Origin of the sequence: Flavobacterium restrictum, from assembly GCF_007097245.1 — a bacterium.
Taxonomy (GTDB): domain Bacteria; phylum Bacteroidota; class Bacteroidia; order Flavobacteriales; family Flavobacteriaceae; genus Flavobacterium; species Flavobacterium restrictum.
Genome location: NZ_VJZT01000012.1, coordinates 102,731 through 117,713, shown reverse-complemented (window position 1 = coordinate 117,713; position 14,983 = coordinate 102,731). Strand labels below are relative to the sequence as shown.

The 14,983-nt window shown below is 37.9% G+C and carries 10 protein-coding genes; 7 read left to right on the top strand and 3 right to left on the bottom strand.

Annotation, left to right across the window (positions count from 1 at the left end; all coding sequences use genetic code 11):
* The first annotated feature begins 179 nt into the window (after positions 1–179).
* Positions 180–1,451: a T9SS type A sorting domain-containing protein gene (locus FNW21_RS11870; RefSeq protein WP_144256968.1), complete on the top strand. Its 1,272-nt coding sequence runs from the start codon at positions 180–182 to the stop codon at positions 1,449–1,451.
* Between the two features lie 82 nt (positions 1,452–1,533).
* Here the strand turns inward: FNW21_RS11870 and fsa are convergent, their stop codons facing one another.
* The 3 genes from fsa to FNW21_RS11855 all read right to left on the bottom strand — a co-directional run bounded on the left by fsa (position 1,534) and on the right by FNW21_RS11855 (position 6,165).
* Positions 1,534–2,190 carry a fructose-6-phosphate aldolase gene (gene fsa / locus FNW21_RS11865; RefSeq protein WP_144256967.1) on the bottom strand — a complete coding sequence of 219 codons (657 nt, stop codon included), beginning with the start codon at positions 2,188–2,190 and terminating at the stop codon, positions 1,534–1,536.
* A 474-nt stretch (positions 2,191–2,664) separates the two neighbouring features.
* Positions 2,665–4,704, bottom strand: coding sequence for a transketolase family protein (locus tag FNW21_RS11860; protein ID WP_144256966.1), 2,040 nt, complete (start codon positions 4,702–4,704; stop codon positions 2,665–2,667).
* 462 nt (positions 4,705–5,166) lie between these two features.
* On the bottom strand, positions 5,167–6,165 hold the full coding sequence (locus FNW21_RS11855) for a GntR family transcriptional regulator (protein ID WP_144256965.1): 999 nt from the start codon (positions 6,163–6,165) through the stop codon (positions 5,167–5,169).
* A gap of 102 nt (positions 6,166–6,267) precedes the next feature.
* On the opposite strand from FNW21_RS11855, the gene FNW21_RS11850 reads away from it, so the two are divergent.
* The 6 genes from FNW21_RS11850 (at position 6,268) to FNW21_RS11825 (ending at position 14,837) form a co-directional block, all read left to right on the top strand.
* Entirely contained in the window at positions 6,268–7,320 is a 1,053-nt protein-coding gene (locus FNW21_RS11850; protein WP_144256964.1) for an aldose epimerase family protein, read from the top strand.
* Between the two features lie 43 nt (positions 7,321–7,363).
* The gene (locus FNW21_RS11845; protein ID WP_144256963.1) at positions 7,364–8,677 is read left to right on the top strand and encodes a glycosyl hydrolase 53 family protein; all 1,314 of its coding nucleotides are present in this window, start codon (positions 7,364–7,366) and stop codon (positions 8,675–8,677) included.
* Between the two features lie 40 nt (positions 8,678–8,717).
* A complete protein-coding gene (locus FNW21_RS11840) occupies positions 8,718–9,755 on the top strand; it encodes a glycoside hydrolase family 53 protein (RefSeq protein ID WP_144256962.1) in 1,038 nt (345 codons plus the stop codon).
* Between the two features lie 316 nt (positions 9,756–10,071).
* Positions 10,072–12,498 carry a DUF4982 domain-containing protein gene (locus FNW21_RS11835; protein WP_144256961.1) on the top strand — a complete coding sequence of 809 codons (2,427 nt, stop codon included), beginning with the start codon at positions 10,072–10,074 and terminating at the stop codon, positions 12,496–12,498.
* Positions 12,499–12,617: 119 nt separating this feature from the next.
* Positions 12,618–13,787 (top strand): galactokinase, encoded by a 1,170-nt coding sequence (gene galK / locus FNW21_RS11830; RefSeq protein ID WP_144256978.1) that lies wholly within the window; start codon positions 12,618–12,620, stop codon positions 13,785–13,787.
* Positions 13,788–14,837, top strand: a complete 1,050-nt coding sequence (locus FNW21_RS11825) for a UDP-glucose--hexose-1-phosphate uridylyltransferase (RefSeq protein WP_144256960.1) — start codon at positions 13,788–13,790, stop codon at positions 14,835–14,837.
* Positions 14,838–14,983: the final 146 nt, after the last annotated feature.

Below are 14,983 nucleotides of genomic sequence, written 5' to 3'. Positions count from 1 at the left end.
ATAAAGTAAAATTCAAATAAATTTTAAAGTTTCATTTTTTTGATGAAAAGCAATATACTGGTAATCTGGTAATTATTTTAGAAAATAAATAAATATAATTTATTGTGTGATAAAAAAAATAGTATATTTGACAAGTGTTGTTTTCACACTTTTAAATTTTAACTTCAATTTTATTCATTATGAAAAAATCTTTACATGAAAGAAAAGGGCTTTTGTTTGCCGTTTCTATTTTATTTTTTGGATTCACAGCAGGTGTTCACGCCCAAGATTACAGTTGGACGGGAGCTGCGGATACTGATTTTTATAACACCGCCAATTGGACTAATAGTACATCGGCTCCTATAGTTTTTGATAATGCTGGTTGGAAAGTTGCAAGAACGCATGCTTTAGGTAATTCAGCTGTTATTAGTAAATTTGTAGATTGGCAGCCAGGAATTTTTGACAGCACCGATGGGAATTTAACCGTCAATGCAGATTTTAATATCTTTTATAATGATAAATTAAATGGGACTATTACTGTAAATACGGGTGCCACATTTACTTGTCGTCATATTTTCCGACTTGGAAGTGAAGGTACTGGGATATTGAATGTCAACGGAGGAACTTTTAGAAGCAATGATCCAGTAAATAACCCACAACTTGTTTTGATTGGAGTTTTATCAGGCGGTAATGGTATTGCTACTATTAACGATGGTGGCACCATAAGCGGTGGGTACCAACTAGAAATAGGTACTAGAGATTATTACCCAACGGGACTTTTGAATGTGAATACAGGTGGTACTGCCGATGCTTATTGGGCTACGGTTGTAGGGCCAAACGGAACTGTAAATATCGATGGGGGTAACCTTAATACCGGTCAAGCCTTAATAGTTGGCGATTTGTATGTTGATAATGCAGGTACCGAAGGAACAACAGGTACAATTGTAGGGAAACTAAACATCAATTCTGGAACTGTTATGGTAAACCAAAATGATTTGGATAGTCCTGCTTTAAACTTAAATGCTAAAGCCAAAGTCGTTATCGATAACGGAAGCTTGATTATAAAACGTTCAGGTACCGATTTTACATCAATTGTAAATGGTTATGTGACTGCGGGACAAATTGTTCCTGCGGCTGGCAAAGAAATAGTGGTGGCTTATGACGGTGTTTTGACTACCGTTACTGCCAAAAAAAGTTTAGGAATCAATGATTTTGATGTTTCAAACCGCTTTGCTATTTATCCAAATCCAGTTCAAGAGTCCATTAATATTATGGCCAAAGGCAATTTTAATGGCGATTTAAAAGTTTCGGTTGTTACCATTACAGGGCAAACGGTCATAAAAAGCCAAACCATAAAAGCCAATGCTGGTTCGTATACTGTGGTTTCGAAAAATAAGTTAGCCTCTGGAATGTACTTGGTACAAATCAATACAGGAACAACTACTGTTTCAAAAAAGATTATGGTTAAATAGTCAAAACCAAAGGATTACAAAAAAAAGGAAGCTTCACAACAAGAAGCTTCCTTTTTTTTGGCTTTAAATTTCTCTAAAAGTCCTAACTATTTCCCTTATTATAATCCGCCAAGAATGTAGCCAAACCGCTATCTGTAAGCGGGTGTTTCAACAATCCTTCAATAGCACTCAAAGGCCCTGTGATAACATCGGCACCAATTTTGGCACAATTCATAATGTGCATGACGTGACGCACAGAGGCTGCCAAGATTTGGGTTTCGTAGCCATAATTATCATAAATCAACTTGATTTCGGCAATAAGTGCCATTCCATCAGTAGAAATATCGTCTAGTCGTCCTATAAAAGGAGATACGTAAGTGGCTCCAGCTTTGGCGGCAAGCAAAGCCTGACCTGACGAAAATACCAAGGTGCAATTGGTACGAATTCCTTTGTTCGAAAAGTATTTAATAGCTTTGATTCCTTCCTTAATCATTGGAATTTTTACCACAATTTGCGGATGCAAAGCGGCTAGTTTTTCGCCCTCGGCAATCATTCCTGCTAAATCGGTCGAGATCACTTCGGCACTAACATCGCCTTCTACGAGTTCGCATATTTTTACGTAATGTGCAATAATATTGTCGGCTCCTGTGATTCCTTCTTTCGCCATAAGCGACGGATTGGTGGTTACACCGTCTAGAATTCCTAGGTCATTTGCCTCTTTGATGTCTTTTAAATTTGCGGTATCGATAAAAAATTTCATGTTTTATTTTGTTTAAATTGTTTGTTATTATTTTTGATTCAATTGCCTTTGGTTTTAACCAAAGGGTTCTGGTTGATGCTGTTTTTCTTTGGCTTTGGCCAAAATGCCACTTTACTAAACCCAATATTATTATGTTGAGAAAATTGTTTTTGGCAGATTTTTTTATTCTAATAAAATCAGTTTAATCAGGTGTTGTATTATTTTGAAATTCTTTAATTTTATTATCAGATTTTGATCACTACCGTAGCAAAACTTATTTTCCAATAAATTATGTGAGTTATTTTTCCTGCAAGGTTTTTTTTAACCTTGTAGGTGTATTATTATTAGCGTCATACCTACAAGGTTGAAAAAAACCTTGCAGGATATCTGACGAAAAGAGTCCTAAATTATTGAAATAATCGAATTTCAAAGCGTTGACTAAATCCAACGGCAATTAAAAAATTGGTACAAGCAGTTACTAATCGAAGTAAGCAGCTATTTTTTACTTTCTTCTATATATTTTAGGATTTCTACACAAACCTGCTGGCTGGTAAAACCAAATTTTTCGTCCAAAACACTAGCTGGTGCCGAATAGCCAAAATGTTCCAAACCAATCACTTTGCCGCTATCGCCTATCAATCCTTCGAGATTTACAGGAAGTCCAGCGGTAAGTCCAAACACTAATTTCCCTTTAGGTATAATGCTTTCTTGGTATGCTTTGGACTGTTGTTTGAACAAGCCTTCGGAGATGATTGAAGCCACATTTATTTTTAAATTATTTTCTTTTTCCAAAATTCCAGCAGCCTCCATAAGCGTTGCCACTTCGGATCCGTTTGCGATTAACGTAATATCATGATTAGATGTTGTGTGGACTAGATACCCACCTTTTGTAGCTTGAGTAGCCTCCTCATATCTGGAAGTTACAGCAGGAATGTCTTTGATGTTTTGTCTCGAAAGGATTAATCCTGTAGGTGTTTTAGTGTTTTTAAGAGCCATATCCCAAGCCACCGAAGTTTCGATTGCATCAGCTGGACGAAGGGCAAGAAAACTTTGATTCCCCGAATGGTTTTTTATTTTTTCCATCAATCTAATTTGTGCTTCTTGCTCAATAGGTTGGTGTGTTGGGCCATCTTCGCCCACTCGGAACGAATCGTGTGTCCAAACATATTTTACAGGAAGTTCTTGAATTGCGGCCAAGCGTATGGCGGGTTTCATGTAATCCGAAAACACAAAAAACGTGGCAACAACAGGAATAATTCCGCCGTGAAGTGCAATCCCGTTGGCGATTGCAGTCATGGTCAACTCGGCAACTCCTGCTTGCAGAAAGGCACCACTGAAATCATTTTTTTGCAAAACCGATGATTTTTTCAAAAACCCATCCGTTTTATCACTATTGGATAAATCCGCAGATGAAACGATGATATTCTCTACGTTTTCGGCCAAATACGCCAACACGGCCGAGGAGGCATCTCTAGTTGCGGCATTGGCTTTTTGAACCACAGTGCTCAAATCCAATTCAGGTATTTCGCCAGATAGGAACAGTTGCATTTTGGCTGCCAAAGCTGGGTTTTCGTTTTCCCAAAGTGCAATTTTGGCTTTTTTGATAGCTGCTTTTGCTGCTTTTTGGCTTTTGATAGTCGTGTAATGGGAAGCAACTGCATCAAAAATCGCAAACGGATCTTCGGGATTTGCTTTAAGGTTCAATAGCGTTTTTGTGAAATCGGCTTTGGTGTCGCCAATAGGTTTTCCGTGCAATTCGCATTCGCCTTCATACATTGCATCGTCAGCCGTAACACAGCCTTTTCCCATAATGGTTTTCCCGATAATAAGGGTTGGTTTGCTGGTTTCGGCATTAGCATCATGTAATGCTTTCCTGATTTGGTCGTGGTCGTGACCATCAATCGTGATGACTTTCCAGCCCCAAGATTCGTATTTCATAGCCGTATCTTCGGAGGTCACTTCATCTGTCATCGACGAAAGTTGCACATCATTCGAATCATAAAACAGGATAAAATTATTCAATCCCAAATGTCCCGCAATACGTCCTGCCCCTTGCGAAATTTCTTCTTGTACGCCACCATCGGTAATAAAACCATATATTTTATGGTCAAAAATCCCATAGAATCTTGCATCGAGAAACTTGGCAGCAATAGCAGCACCTACGCCCATGGCATGCCCTTGACCGAGTGGCCCAGAGGTGTTTTCGATTCCTCGTAACACATCAACTTCAGGATGACCAGGTGTTATCGAACCCCATTGTCTAAACTGTTGCACGTCGCTTTTTTCGTAATTTCCCAACAAATAGTATTGTGCATACATCAAGGCCGATAGGTGTCCCGCATCCATAAAAAAGCGGTCTCTAAAGGCCCAATCCATTTGGTTTGGATCAAAATCTAAATATTCAGTATATAAAATGTGCATAAAATCAGCTCCTCCCATGGCACCACCTGGGTGTCCTGAATTTGCTTTTTCTACCATGGCAATAGCGAGTGCTCGGATATTATCGGCTGCTAATTGGTCTATTTTTTGATTCATTATTTCGGGTCTAAAATTAATTGGTATTTGATTTATGGTCTGTAAAACACTTTTTTACATCGTATTATTGATTAAAAAATAATAAGTGTAAAAAATACATTTACAAATGTAAACAAATTTTTTTTACAAAAACAAATAATTTTAGGTTTGATTATTTTATAACAATTTGCAATCAATTTAAAAGAAAAAAGTAGTGGTTTGCAGGGCATTCACTTTTAAAAGACTGCCACAGACTCACAGATTTCAATAACTTAAAAGGAATGAAATTGACACTGATTTATAAATTTGTGCAATCAAACAGCATTGTTTTGGTTTTAAAATCTGTGACTCGAACGAGAGTGAACAGGCGAAGTAATCAGTGGTGTATTTTCTTTTTTTATTCACAATTATTTTAAAAGCGAGCGCCTTGAGTGGTTTGAGTAAATAAAATGAGAAGCATGAATATGTTTTTTAAAAATATGATTACAATGAATTCCTGATAATCAAGGCGCATTTGTTTTCGATTTGTTCTTTTTTGCCTTTGATAATCATTTGTGCCAAAATTTTTCCCATGGCTTCAAAGTTGGTCGAAATAGTGGTAATACCATTAGCTACCACTTTCTTGAGTGGGGTTTCGTTATAGGAAATAATGCCAAAATCCTGTCCTAATTTCAGGTTTTGCTGTTTCGATTTTTCGATAACCCGAACTAAATCACGATCGTTTGGGATAATGTATACTTCACCAATTGCTATTTCTCGATCGGTAAATTCGGTAATTATTTCATAGTCGAAAGCAAAATCAGTACAAAAATTTTCGAACCCAATTTTCATTCCCAATGGTTCTCGAAATCCGGGGAAAATCATGATGAGTTTTTTGTAGGTATTCAATCTCGATTTTCCTTTGTGGAGACCATCATAGATGTCTTTTTTGTGATTTTGATATATGGTAGGATAGTTATCAAGATCGATATTCGTTTGATCGAGGATGAAAACTTCGTTTACTGGTAGGGTTTTTATACAAGCAGCTACATCGATTAAGTTAGTGGGCATAATGATGTATTTCGTGTAGTTTCCGTTGTTGTCATTTATTAGTTTCTTGAAAACTTGCACATTAAAATAATGGAAAAAAATATCGACTTGTACATTTTTTCCAATGTTTTTCAAGAAGGAATTGTAGAGGTCTTCCTTGAAAATATTTAACTCATCAAAAAGTAGAAAAATGCGTTGTTTTATAGTGATTTCGGTGCTTTTGATGTAGTATCCTTTGCCCAAAATGGCAAAAATAATCCCTCGTTTTTTCAATTCATCATAGGCTTGTAAGACGGTATCTCTGGATAACGAAAATTCCAAACAAACTTTATTTACGGATGGAAGTTGGTCGCCTTTTACTAATTTTTCTTCTTCAATTGCCTTTTCAATCGAAAGGATAATTTGTTTGTATTTGGGTACACCCAGATTGTTTTGGATAGTAATGACTTTCATAAATGCTGAATTTTTGCGCAAGATACAAAAAACTGGTAGGTACTGGTATGTTAAAATGAATGTATCGCCTACTTTTGATTTTTATAATTTCATAATAAAAGAATGAAAATAAAACAAATATCACATTTTAAATCGCATTATGGCGAGGAATTATTTGGTTCTCTACCAAGTAATGAGGCGGTGTATCAATATACATTGGCAAATAAAAACGGGATGCAAATGCAGGTTATTAACTATGGTGCGACTATTACGGGTTTGAAAATGACCTTGAAGAGTGGCGAAATTGTTGATGTTGTTCTTGGATTTGATTCTTTGGACGCCTATATCGATTCGTTTGGTTTGCAAAGTCCTCCTTATTTTGGAGCCACAATTGGTCGTTTTGCGGGACGAATTAATGAAGGTGAATTTGTGTTGAATGATGAAAAAATTGTTTTGCATAAAAACAATGGAAATCATTCCTTACATGGTGGTGCCGAAAGTTTTAGCCAAAAAATATGGTCTGTCAAAAATATAAATAAAAACAAAAATCCATCCATAACCTTTACGCATGTTAGTCCTGATGGGGAGGAGAATTATCCAGGCGAATTGCAGGTGGATTTAACCTATACATTATCTGAAGACAACGAATTGTCGATAGAATATGTCGCTAGAACAACCAAGGATACCGTGGTCAACCTTACGCATCATAGCTATTTTAATCTCGATGGTCATGATTCGAATGTTTTGGAACAAGAATTAATCGTAAATTCGACTAAAACTTTGCAAAAAACCAATGAAGGCATCCCAACAGGTTGGATTTTGAATATTGCTAATTTTCCGTATGATTTTAGTTCGCCCAAAAGCTGTCCAGAAATCATTGACAATACGTTTGTATTGAATAGAAAAGAGGAATTTGCAGCCTCTCTTTTTAACAAAAAAAACAAATTAAAAATGTCGGTTTATACTAATCAGCCTGCGGTGCATATTTATGTTGGAGGCAATTGTTTTGGAGAAATTAAAGGAAAAGAAAACGCTAATTACCATCCCACAAGTGGTATTTGTTTTGAAACCCAAAATTATCCTGATGCGCCCAATCACGGTCATTTTCCTAGTTCCATTTTGAAGGAAAATGAATTGTATTATCACAAAACAATTTACAAATTTCAATCCTTTTAAGCATTCAAAAAGCATAATTACAACCCAAATAAAACTCCGATTTATGAAAACGAAACCATTACAAATACTACTACTAGCTTTTGCTTTGCTAGTTACGTATTCCAGCATGGCACAAAGCACGGGAGCTTTCGCATTCTCGAATGGCGCAGATGTGAGTTGGTTGCCACAAATGGAAACTTCAGGTTATAAATTTTATGATGTTGACGGCACCGCAAAGGATTGTTTGCAATTGCTTAAGGATAGAGGCATCAACACCATTCGATTACGCGTTTGGGTCAACCCAAGTACCGATATTAAAAATGGGCATTGCAGTCCCGCCGAAACCGTTGTGATGGCAGTAAGAGCGCAAAATTTAGGGATGCGCATTATGATTGATTTTCATTACAGCGACACTTGGGCAGACCCAGGGCATCAAGCCAAACCTGCGGCATGGGCCACGCATACCTTTGCACAATTGCAGGACGATGTGTACAACCATACCTATGCTGTTTTGAATTTACTAAAAACAGCCGGAGTAACACCAGAATGGGTTCAAGTTGGTAACGAAATTCCAGGCGGAATGCTCTTTCCTGACGGCAGTAATACGGGGAATAACTTTGTCAAATTAACGCAATTACTCAACAAAGGATATGATGCCACAAAAGCGATTAGCACCGCCATCAAAGTAATTATTCACATTGATCAAGGCAATGATAACGCCAGATCAAGGTGGTTCTATGACGGGCTTAAAGCGCAAAGTATTAAATATGATGTTATAGGACTGTCCTATTATCCGTATTGGTTGGGTTCAAATTCACATCCAGATTATACCACATCGATTGTGGCTTTAGGTAATAATTTAAAGGATATGGTATCACGATATGGCAAAGAAGTAATGATTGTTGAGGTGGGTGGCGATTACACATTAGTTCAAAACACTAAAGACATGCTCACCGCAACCATCAATGCCGTAAAAGCGGTGCCCAACAATAAAGGACTTGGCGTGGTATATTGGGAACCCGAAGGCGCCAAAAGCTGGAGTGGCTATCAATTGAGTGCGTGGTTGAGCAATGGGAAACCATCGGCTGCATTAGACGCTTTTTTGGTGCAATTAGGTCTTGACGATAAAGGTTCAGTGGCAAAAGTACTGGTGTATCCTAATCCTGTTTCTAGTATTTTGAATGTTAAAAATAGCGGTAATACCGAAATTACAGCATTGAAAATTACCAATATTTTAGGACAAACTGTTTTCTCGAATGCCAATGCTAGTGCCAAAAGTCAAAACACAATTGATGTTTCGAATTGGAATGCTGGGATTTACATCCTTTCGATTGCTACAGGAGAAGCGGTACAGCAGTTTAAATTTTGCAAAAAATAAGAGCCTCATAAAACAGTTATTTAGTTAAAAAAATCGAAAAATGAAAAGCTTATTCACACCATTCCGATTCGTTCTAATCGCTTTTTTGGCGCTCGGGGCAAATTCGTTTTGCCTTGCCCAAAAAGTGTTACCTACCGCTTTCGCAAAAGGAGCCGATGTGGGCTGGTTGCCACAAATGGAAGCCACAGGATACCAATTTTATGACGCCGATGGAAAGTCAAAAGACTGCCTGCAACTCTTGAAAGACCGAGGAATAAACACCATTAGGTTGCGGGTTTGGGTCAATCCAAATACCGACAAAGCCAGCGGACATTGCAGCAAAGCCGAAACGGTAGCGATGGCAGTTCGTGCCCAAAAAATGGGAATGCGCATCATGATCGATTTTCATTACAGCGATTCATGGGCAGATCCAGGCAAGCAAACCAAGCCAAAAGGGTGGGAGAATCATACTTTTCCAGAACTAGCAAAGGATGTTTACAACCATACTTTTGAGGTTTTGAAAGCATTACAAAAAGAGGGAGTAACGCCAGAATGGGTACAAGTAGGAAACGAAATTCCTGGTGGCATGCTTTGGCCAGAAGGCAGTACAACCCATTGGAGTCAACTAGCACAATTACTTAACAAAGGATACGAAGCAACCAAAGCGGTAGATGCTAAAATCAAAGTAATCGTGCACCTTGACGAGGGAAATAATGGTTCAAAATTCAGAACTTTTTTTGATAATGCCACTGCAAATAAGGTAAAATACGATGTAATTGGGATGTCCTATTATCCTTTTTGGATCAAAAAAGACTACTTGGAAACGATTGCTGATTTGCAAAATAATCTCAACGATATGGTTTCTCGATACCACAAAGAGGTCATGATTGTAGAAATAGGCGGCGAGTATGACAAGGTACAAAACACCCATGATATGCTAGTTGCTGTTATAAAAGCAGTAAAAGCAGTGCCCAATAACAAAGGTCTAGGAGTAATTTATTGGGAACCCGAAGGCGAGAAATCCTGGAGTGGGTATTCTTTGAGTGCGTGGCAATCCGACGGGAAACCATCCATGGCTTTGGATGCGTTTAAAGAATAATAAATACTATAAGGCATAATAAGTTAAGGCGCAATAAGCATTGACAAACAAAATGAACAATTCAAACAGGGCATACGCATTTAAAAGTTTACCACTGATTCACAGATTTTAAAGTCAAAAAAATCTATTAAAAGACACTGATTTTTAAAATAAATTAGAGCGAATGATTGCACAAATTCGTGGGTTTTGTAAAATCAGTGAATCAGCGGCTGTTTTTTTTAAAGGCGAATGTCTTGCAAATCAAAGGAGTAGCCTTATATGAGCTTAAATGCCTTATATCGTTCAAAAAAAACTAAAATTCTAATTTGTTTTAAAAATGAAGAAATTAACACCTATTCTCGTTCTATTTTTAGCATTTACACAATTGGCTTTGTCTCAAACACGTGCTGTTAAAGTGTTGGATACCAATTGGAAATTTCAAAAAGGCGATTTTGAAGAGGCAATTAACGTAAATTTTAATGATTCGAAATGGGAATCTGTAACCGTGCCGCATGACTGGGCAATTTACGGGCCTTTTGATAAAAATGTAGATATACAAAAAGTGGCCATTGTTCAAAACGGAGAAAAAGTGGCTACCGAAAAAACAGGAAGAACGGGTGCACTACCTCATATAGGAACTGCTTGGTACCGTAATACATTTACCTTGCCTGCAGCTTCAAAAGGAAAAAAGATAATGTTGCTTTTTGAAGGAGCCATGAGTGAACCTCAAGTGTATTTGAACGGAAAAAAAGTAGGTGAATGGGCGTATGGCTACAGTTATTTTTATTTTGATGTCTCCCAATTTGTAGAAGCTGGAGCCAACACATTATCAGTAAAACTAACCAATAAAGAATTTGCTTCCCGTTGGTATCCAGGTGCCGGTTTGTACAGGAAAGTTAGTGTTATTATAAAAAATAACCAAAGCATAGACCAATGGGGACAATTTGTGACGACACCTTTTATCAGTGCAGCAGTTGCCAAAGTGAATATCAAGACCAAAGCTTCTGGAGAAAATACGCGTTTAGTCACCACTATTTTTGATGCCGAAGGACATCAACTAAATTCAGAGGAATCCACTACACCATTCGGAAAAGAGTTCGATCAAAATATAAAAGTAGAAAACCCAAAATTGTGGAGTCCCGAAACGCCTTATTTGTACAAAGCGGTTTCCCAATTGTATGTTGGAAACGAACTCAAAGATGAAATTTCGACTCGTTTTGGAATTCGTGAAATAAAATATGAAGCCAATAAAGGCTTTAGTCTTAATGGGAAAATAACCAAATTCAAAGGCGTTTGTTTGCATCATGATTTGGGTCCTCTTGGAGCCGCAGTAAACAAATCTGCGCTACGCAGACAAATGAAAATCTTGAAAGATATGGGCTGTAATGCGATTCGCAGTTCGCACAATATGCCTTCTTTCGAGCAATTGGAGTTGGCGGATGAAATGGGATTTCTGTTTTTGGCAGAGAGTTTTGATGAATGGGCAAAGCCAAAAGTAGAAAATGGCTACCATCTTTTTTTTGAGGATTATGCCGAAAAAGACATCGTGAATTTGGTGCAGGCAACAAGAAATCATCCTTCTATTGTCATGTGGAGTGCTGGAAATGAAGTGCCCGATCAATGGGGAGAAGCTGGAGTGAAGCGCGCTAAATGGCTACAGGAAATCTTTCATCGAGAAGACCCAACACGTCCAGTAACGGTTGGTATGGATCAAGTAAAAGCGACTATGGAATCTGGTTTTGGTGCTTTGTTGGATGTTCCGGGATTGAATTATCGGGTACATTTATATGAGGAAGCATTTTCAAAATTTCCGCAAGGGTTTATTTTAGGTTCAGAAACCGCTTCAACAGTTAGTTCTCGAGGGATTTATAAATTCCCTGTGGTTCAAGAAAAAATGAAGCAATATCCTGATTTTCAATCTTCGTCTTATGATTTGGAAGCTTGTAGCTGGTCGAATGTGCCTGATGAAGATTTTGTGCTTCAAGATGATAAACCTTGGGTAATTGGCGAGTTTGTCTGGACTGGTTTTGATTATTTGGGCGAACCGACACCTTATGACGAAAGTTGGCCGTCTCGAAGTTCTTATTTTGGAATCAACGATTTAGCGGGTTTGCCTAAAGACCGCTATTATTTATACCGAAGCCGTTGGAATACAGACAAACCAACGCTTCATATCTTGCCGCATTGGAACTGGGAAGGACTTGAAGGAGAGGTAACTCCCGTTTTTGTATATACGAGTTACAACAGTGCGGAGCTTTTTATCAATGGTAAAAGCATGGGAGTGCAGAAAAAAAACAAAAGCACCCCACAAAACCGCTATCGCCTGATGTGGATGGATGTCAAATATGAGCCGGGAACCGTAAAAGTGGTGGCTTTTGATGACAATGGAAAAGCGGTTGCTGAAGAAGAAGTTAAGACTGCTGGAAAACCGTATCAAATTGTGTTGGATGCGGACAGAAAAACAATCACTGCCAATGGCGAAGATATATCTTTCGTAACCGTATCTGTAGTGGATAAAAACGGAATTCCTTGCCCAACAGCAACGAACCAATTGAAATTTAAGGTTACTGGAGCGGGGACTTACAGGGCTGCCTGCAATGGCGATGCGACTTCACTCGAAATGTTTCATAAAGAGACCATGAAACTTTTTAGTGGAAAACTGGTAGTGCTTGTAAAATCGACAACAGCGGCTGGTGATGTAAAACTGGAAGTAAGTGGTGCCGGGCTTAAGAGTGGTAAATTGACCTTGACAGCTACAAAATAAATTAAAAACCGAAGCGGGAACTATAACACTTCTTTTGGAAATCAAAGATTTTAAAAAAAAAAGGTACTTCGCTTCACATCAAATACTTAAAAAACCAATACTATTTCAATTTCAAAATGATGAACGACATTTTAATTAAAAAAACAACAGCCTTTTTTAAAGATGCTTTTGGTACCGAACCTACTAAAATTGTCCTTTCGCCGGGACGAATCAATATTATTGGCGAGCATATAGATTACAACGATGGCTATGTTTTGCCAGCTGCAATAGACAAAATTATTTGCTTTGCTTTCGAAAAAAACAACTCAAATACTTCCAAGATTATAGCTATAGATTTAGACGATTCTTTTGAAGTTGATGTCACAACAACCATGGAATTGACGGATAATGTGTGGACAAATTACGTTCGAGGCGTTATCCATCAGCTTAAAATTAAGGGCTTTGTGTTCGAAGGATTTAACTGTGTTTTTAGTAGCAATATTCCAGTTGGTTCTGGGTTGTCGTCCTCGGCGGCACTTGAATGTGGATTTTTGTTTGGGGTTAATGCGCTTTTTGATTTGCAAATAAAACCAGTAGACATGGCCTTGATGGGGCAAAGTGCAGAACATTGGGTGGGAATCAATTGTGGTATTATGGATCAGTTTTCGAGTGTTATGGGACTTGAGAATAAGGTGATAAAAATAGATTGTCAAACCTTGGAATTCGAATACCACGATGCGAATTTTAATGATTATGCTTTGATTTTATTTGATAGTAATGTAAAACATTCGCTGTTTTCATCGGCTTATAATACCAGACGTGAGGAGTGCGAGGAAGGGCTTTCTATATTGAAAACGGAATTTCCAGATATTCAAAGTTTTAGAGATTGCACCGAAGATCATATCCTGAATTTGCAGCATAAAATGTCCGAAAACGTGTTTAGACGAAGCCTTTTTGTGGTTAAAGAAATTCGTCGCGTTAGTTTGGCTTGCGATGCTTTGGATAACGGAAACATCGAAGCTTTGGGACAATTAATGTTTGATACTCACGAAGGATTATCCGTAGATTATGAGGTAAGTTGTGCCGAATTGGATTTTATTGTCGCTACTTTAAAGCAACAATCAGCTGTGGTTGGTTCTCGATTAATGGGTGGTGGTTTTGGCGGATGCACCATTAATTTAATCAAAAAAGGACAGGAAGACGCACTCAAAACAAAGCTAACTGCCTTGTATCATAATGCTTTTGGAATAGAATTAAAAATTTATGATGTTACAATTGGCAACGGGACATCCTTATATACTCCTAATTAAATGAAAAATTTTGACATCAACGAAGATCCACACAGACGCTTCAATCCCTTATTAAACGAATGGGTGCTGGTTTCGCCACATCGATCTAAACGCCCTTGGCAGGGACAAAATGAATCAATTCCTACGGATGCTTTGCCAGCTTATGACCCTACGTGTTACTTGTGTCCGGGCAATGTACGTGCCAATGGGGTGAACAATCCGGATTATGAGAGTAGTTTTGTTTTTGAAAATGATTTTGCCGCCATGAAACAAGACGAAATCATGTTTGAAGACACTATAAAAGATACTTTTTTTAGAGCAAAACCAGAAAGAGGCATCTCGCGTGTAGTTTGCTTTTCGCCAAAACACAACCTGACTTTGCCCGAAATGGATCTTCCTTCCATCGAAAATATTATTAAAACTTGGCAAAAAGAATACACTGATTTAGGCAACGTGGACTACATCAACCACGTCCAGATTTTTGAAAACAAAGGCAGCGTTATGGGGTGTAGCAATCCGCATCCGCATGGGCAAATTTGGGCGCAATCGTCCCTACCAACCCAAGTAGAAAAAACGCAAAGTAGTATGAAAACCTATTTTAAGAATCATGGTAACAGCCTTTTGCAAGATTATGTGCAAGAGGAATTGGAGCTAAACGAGCGCATTGTTATTGAGAACAGTCATTTTGTGGCTTTGGTGCCTTTTTGGGCAATTTGGCCTTATGAAACTATGATTGTAAGCAAGCGAAATGCAACTAAAATCACCGATTTTACTGCTGATGAGGTTGCTGATTTTGCTTTGACTTTGAAACAATTAACCACCAAGTACGACAATCTTTTTGAGACATCATTCCCGTATTCGTCAGGAATACATCAATCGCCAACTGATGGGGAATTGCACCCCGAATGGCATTTTCACATGCACTTTTATCCACCATTATTGCGCTCGGCAACGGTAAAGAAATTTATGGTTGGTTATGAAATGATGGGAGAATCGCAACGAGATATTACACCAGAGAAAAGTGCAGCTGTACTAAAAGGACTCTCAAATGTGCATTATAAAAGCACCTAAAACGAACGCTATTTTAGGTTTCAATAAACTTGTTTTTTAAGATTTACCTGATGCGACTATAATAAATGTAAAAAATACATTTATAAATTGTGTAAATACCAATTTTTATTTTACTTTTGGCTTTCACAATTCGTAAAATAATAATA

Excerpts from the sequence above, each read along its gene's own strand:
- FNW21_RS11840 (WP_144256962.1), top strand. The coding sequence starts at position 8,718 with ATGAAAAGCTTATTCACACCATTCCGATTCGTTCTAATCGCTTTTTTG.
- FNW21_RS11855 (WP_144256965.1), bottom strand. The coding sequence starts at position 6,165 with ATGAAAGTCATTACTATCCAAAACAATCTGGGTGTACCCAAATACAAA.
- FNW21_RS11850 (WP_144256964.1), top strand. The coding sequence starts at position 6,268 with ATGAAAATAAAACAAATATCACATTTTAAATCGCATTATGGCGAGGAA.
- FNW21_RS11825 (WP_144256960.1), top strand. The coding sequence starts at position 13,788 with ATGAAAAATTTTGACATCAACGAAGATCCACACAGACGCTTCAATCCC.
- galK (WP_144256978.1), top strand. The coding sequence starts at position 12,618 with ATGAACGACATTTTAATTAAAAAAACAACAGCCTTTTTTAAAGATGCT.
- FNW21_RS11870 (WP_144256968.1), top strand. The coding sequence starts at position 180 with ATGAAAAAATCTTTACATGAAAGAAAAGGGCTTTTGTTTGCCGTTTCT.
- FNW21_RS11845 (WP_144256963.1), top strand. The coding sequence starts at position 7,364 with ATGAAAACGAAACCATTACAAATACTACTACTAGCTTTTGCTTTGCTA.
- FNW21_RS11835 (WP_144256961.1), top strand. The coding sequence starts at position 10,072 with ATGAAGAAATTAACACCTATTCTCGTTCTATTTTTAGCATTTACACAA.
- FNW21_RS11860 (WP_144256966.1), bottom strand. The coding sequence starts at position 4,704 with ATGAATCAAAAAATAGACCAATTAGCAGCCGATAATATCCGAGCACTC.
- fsa (WP_144256967.1), bottom strand. The coding sequence starts at position 2,190 with ATGAAATTTTTTATCGATACCGCAAATTTAAAAGACATCAAAGAGGCA.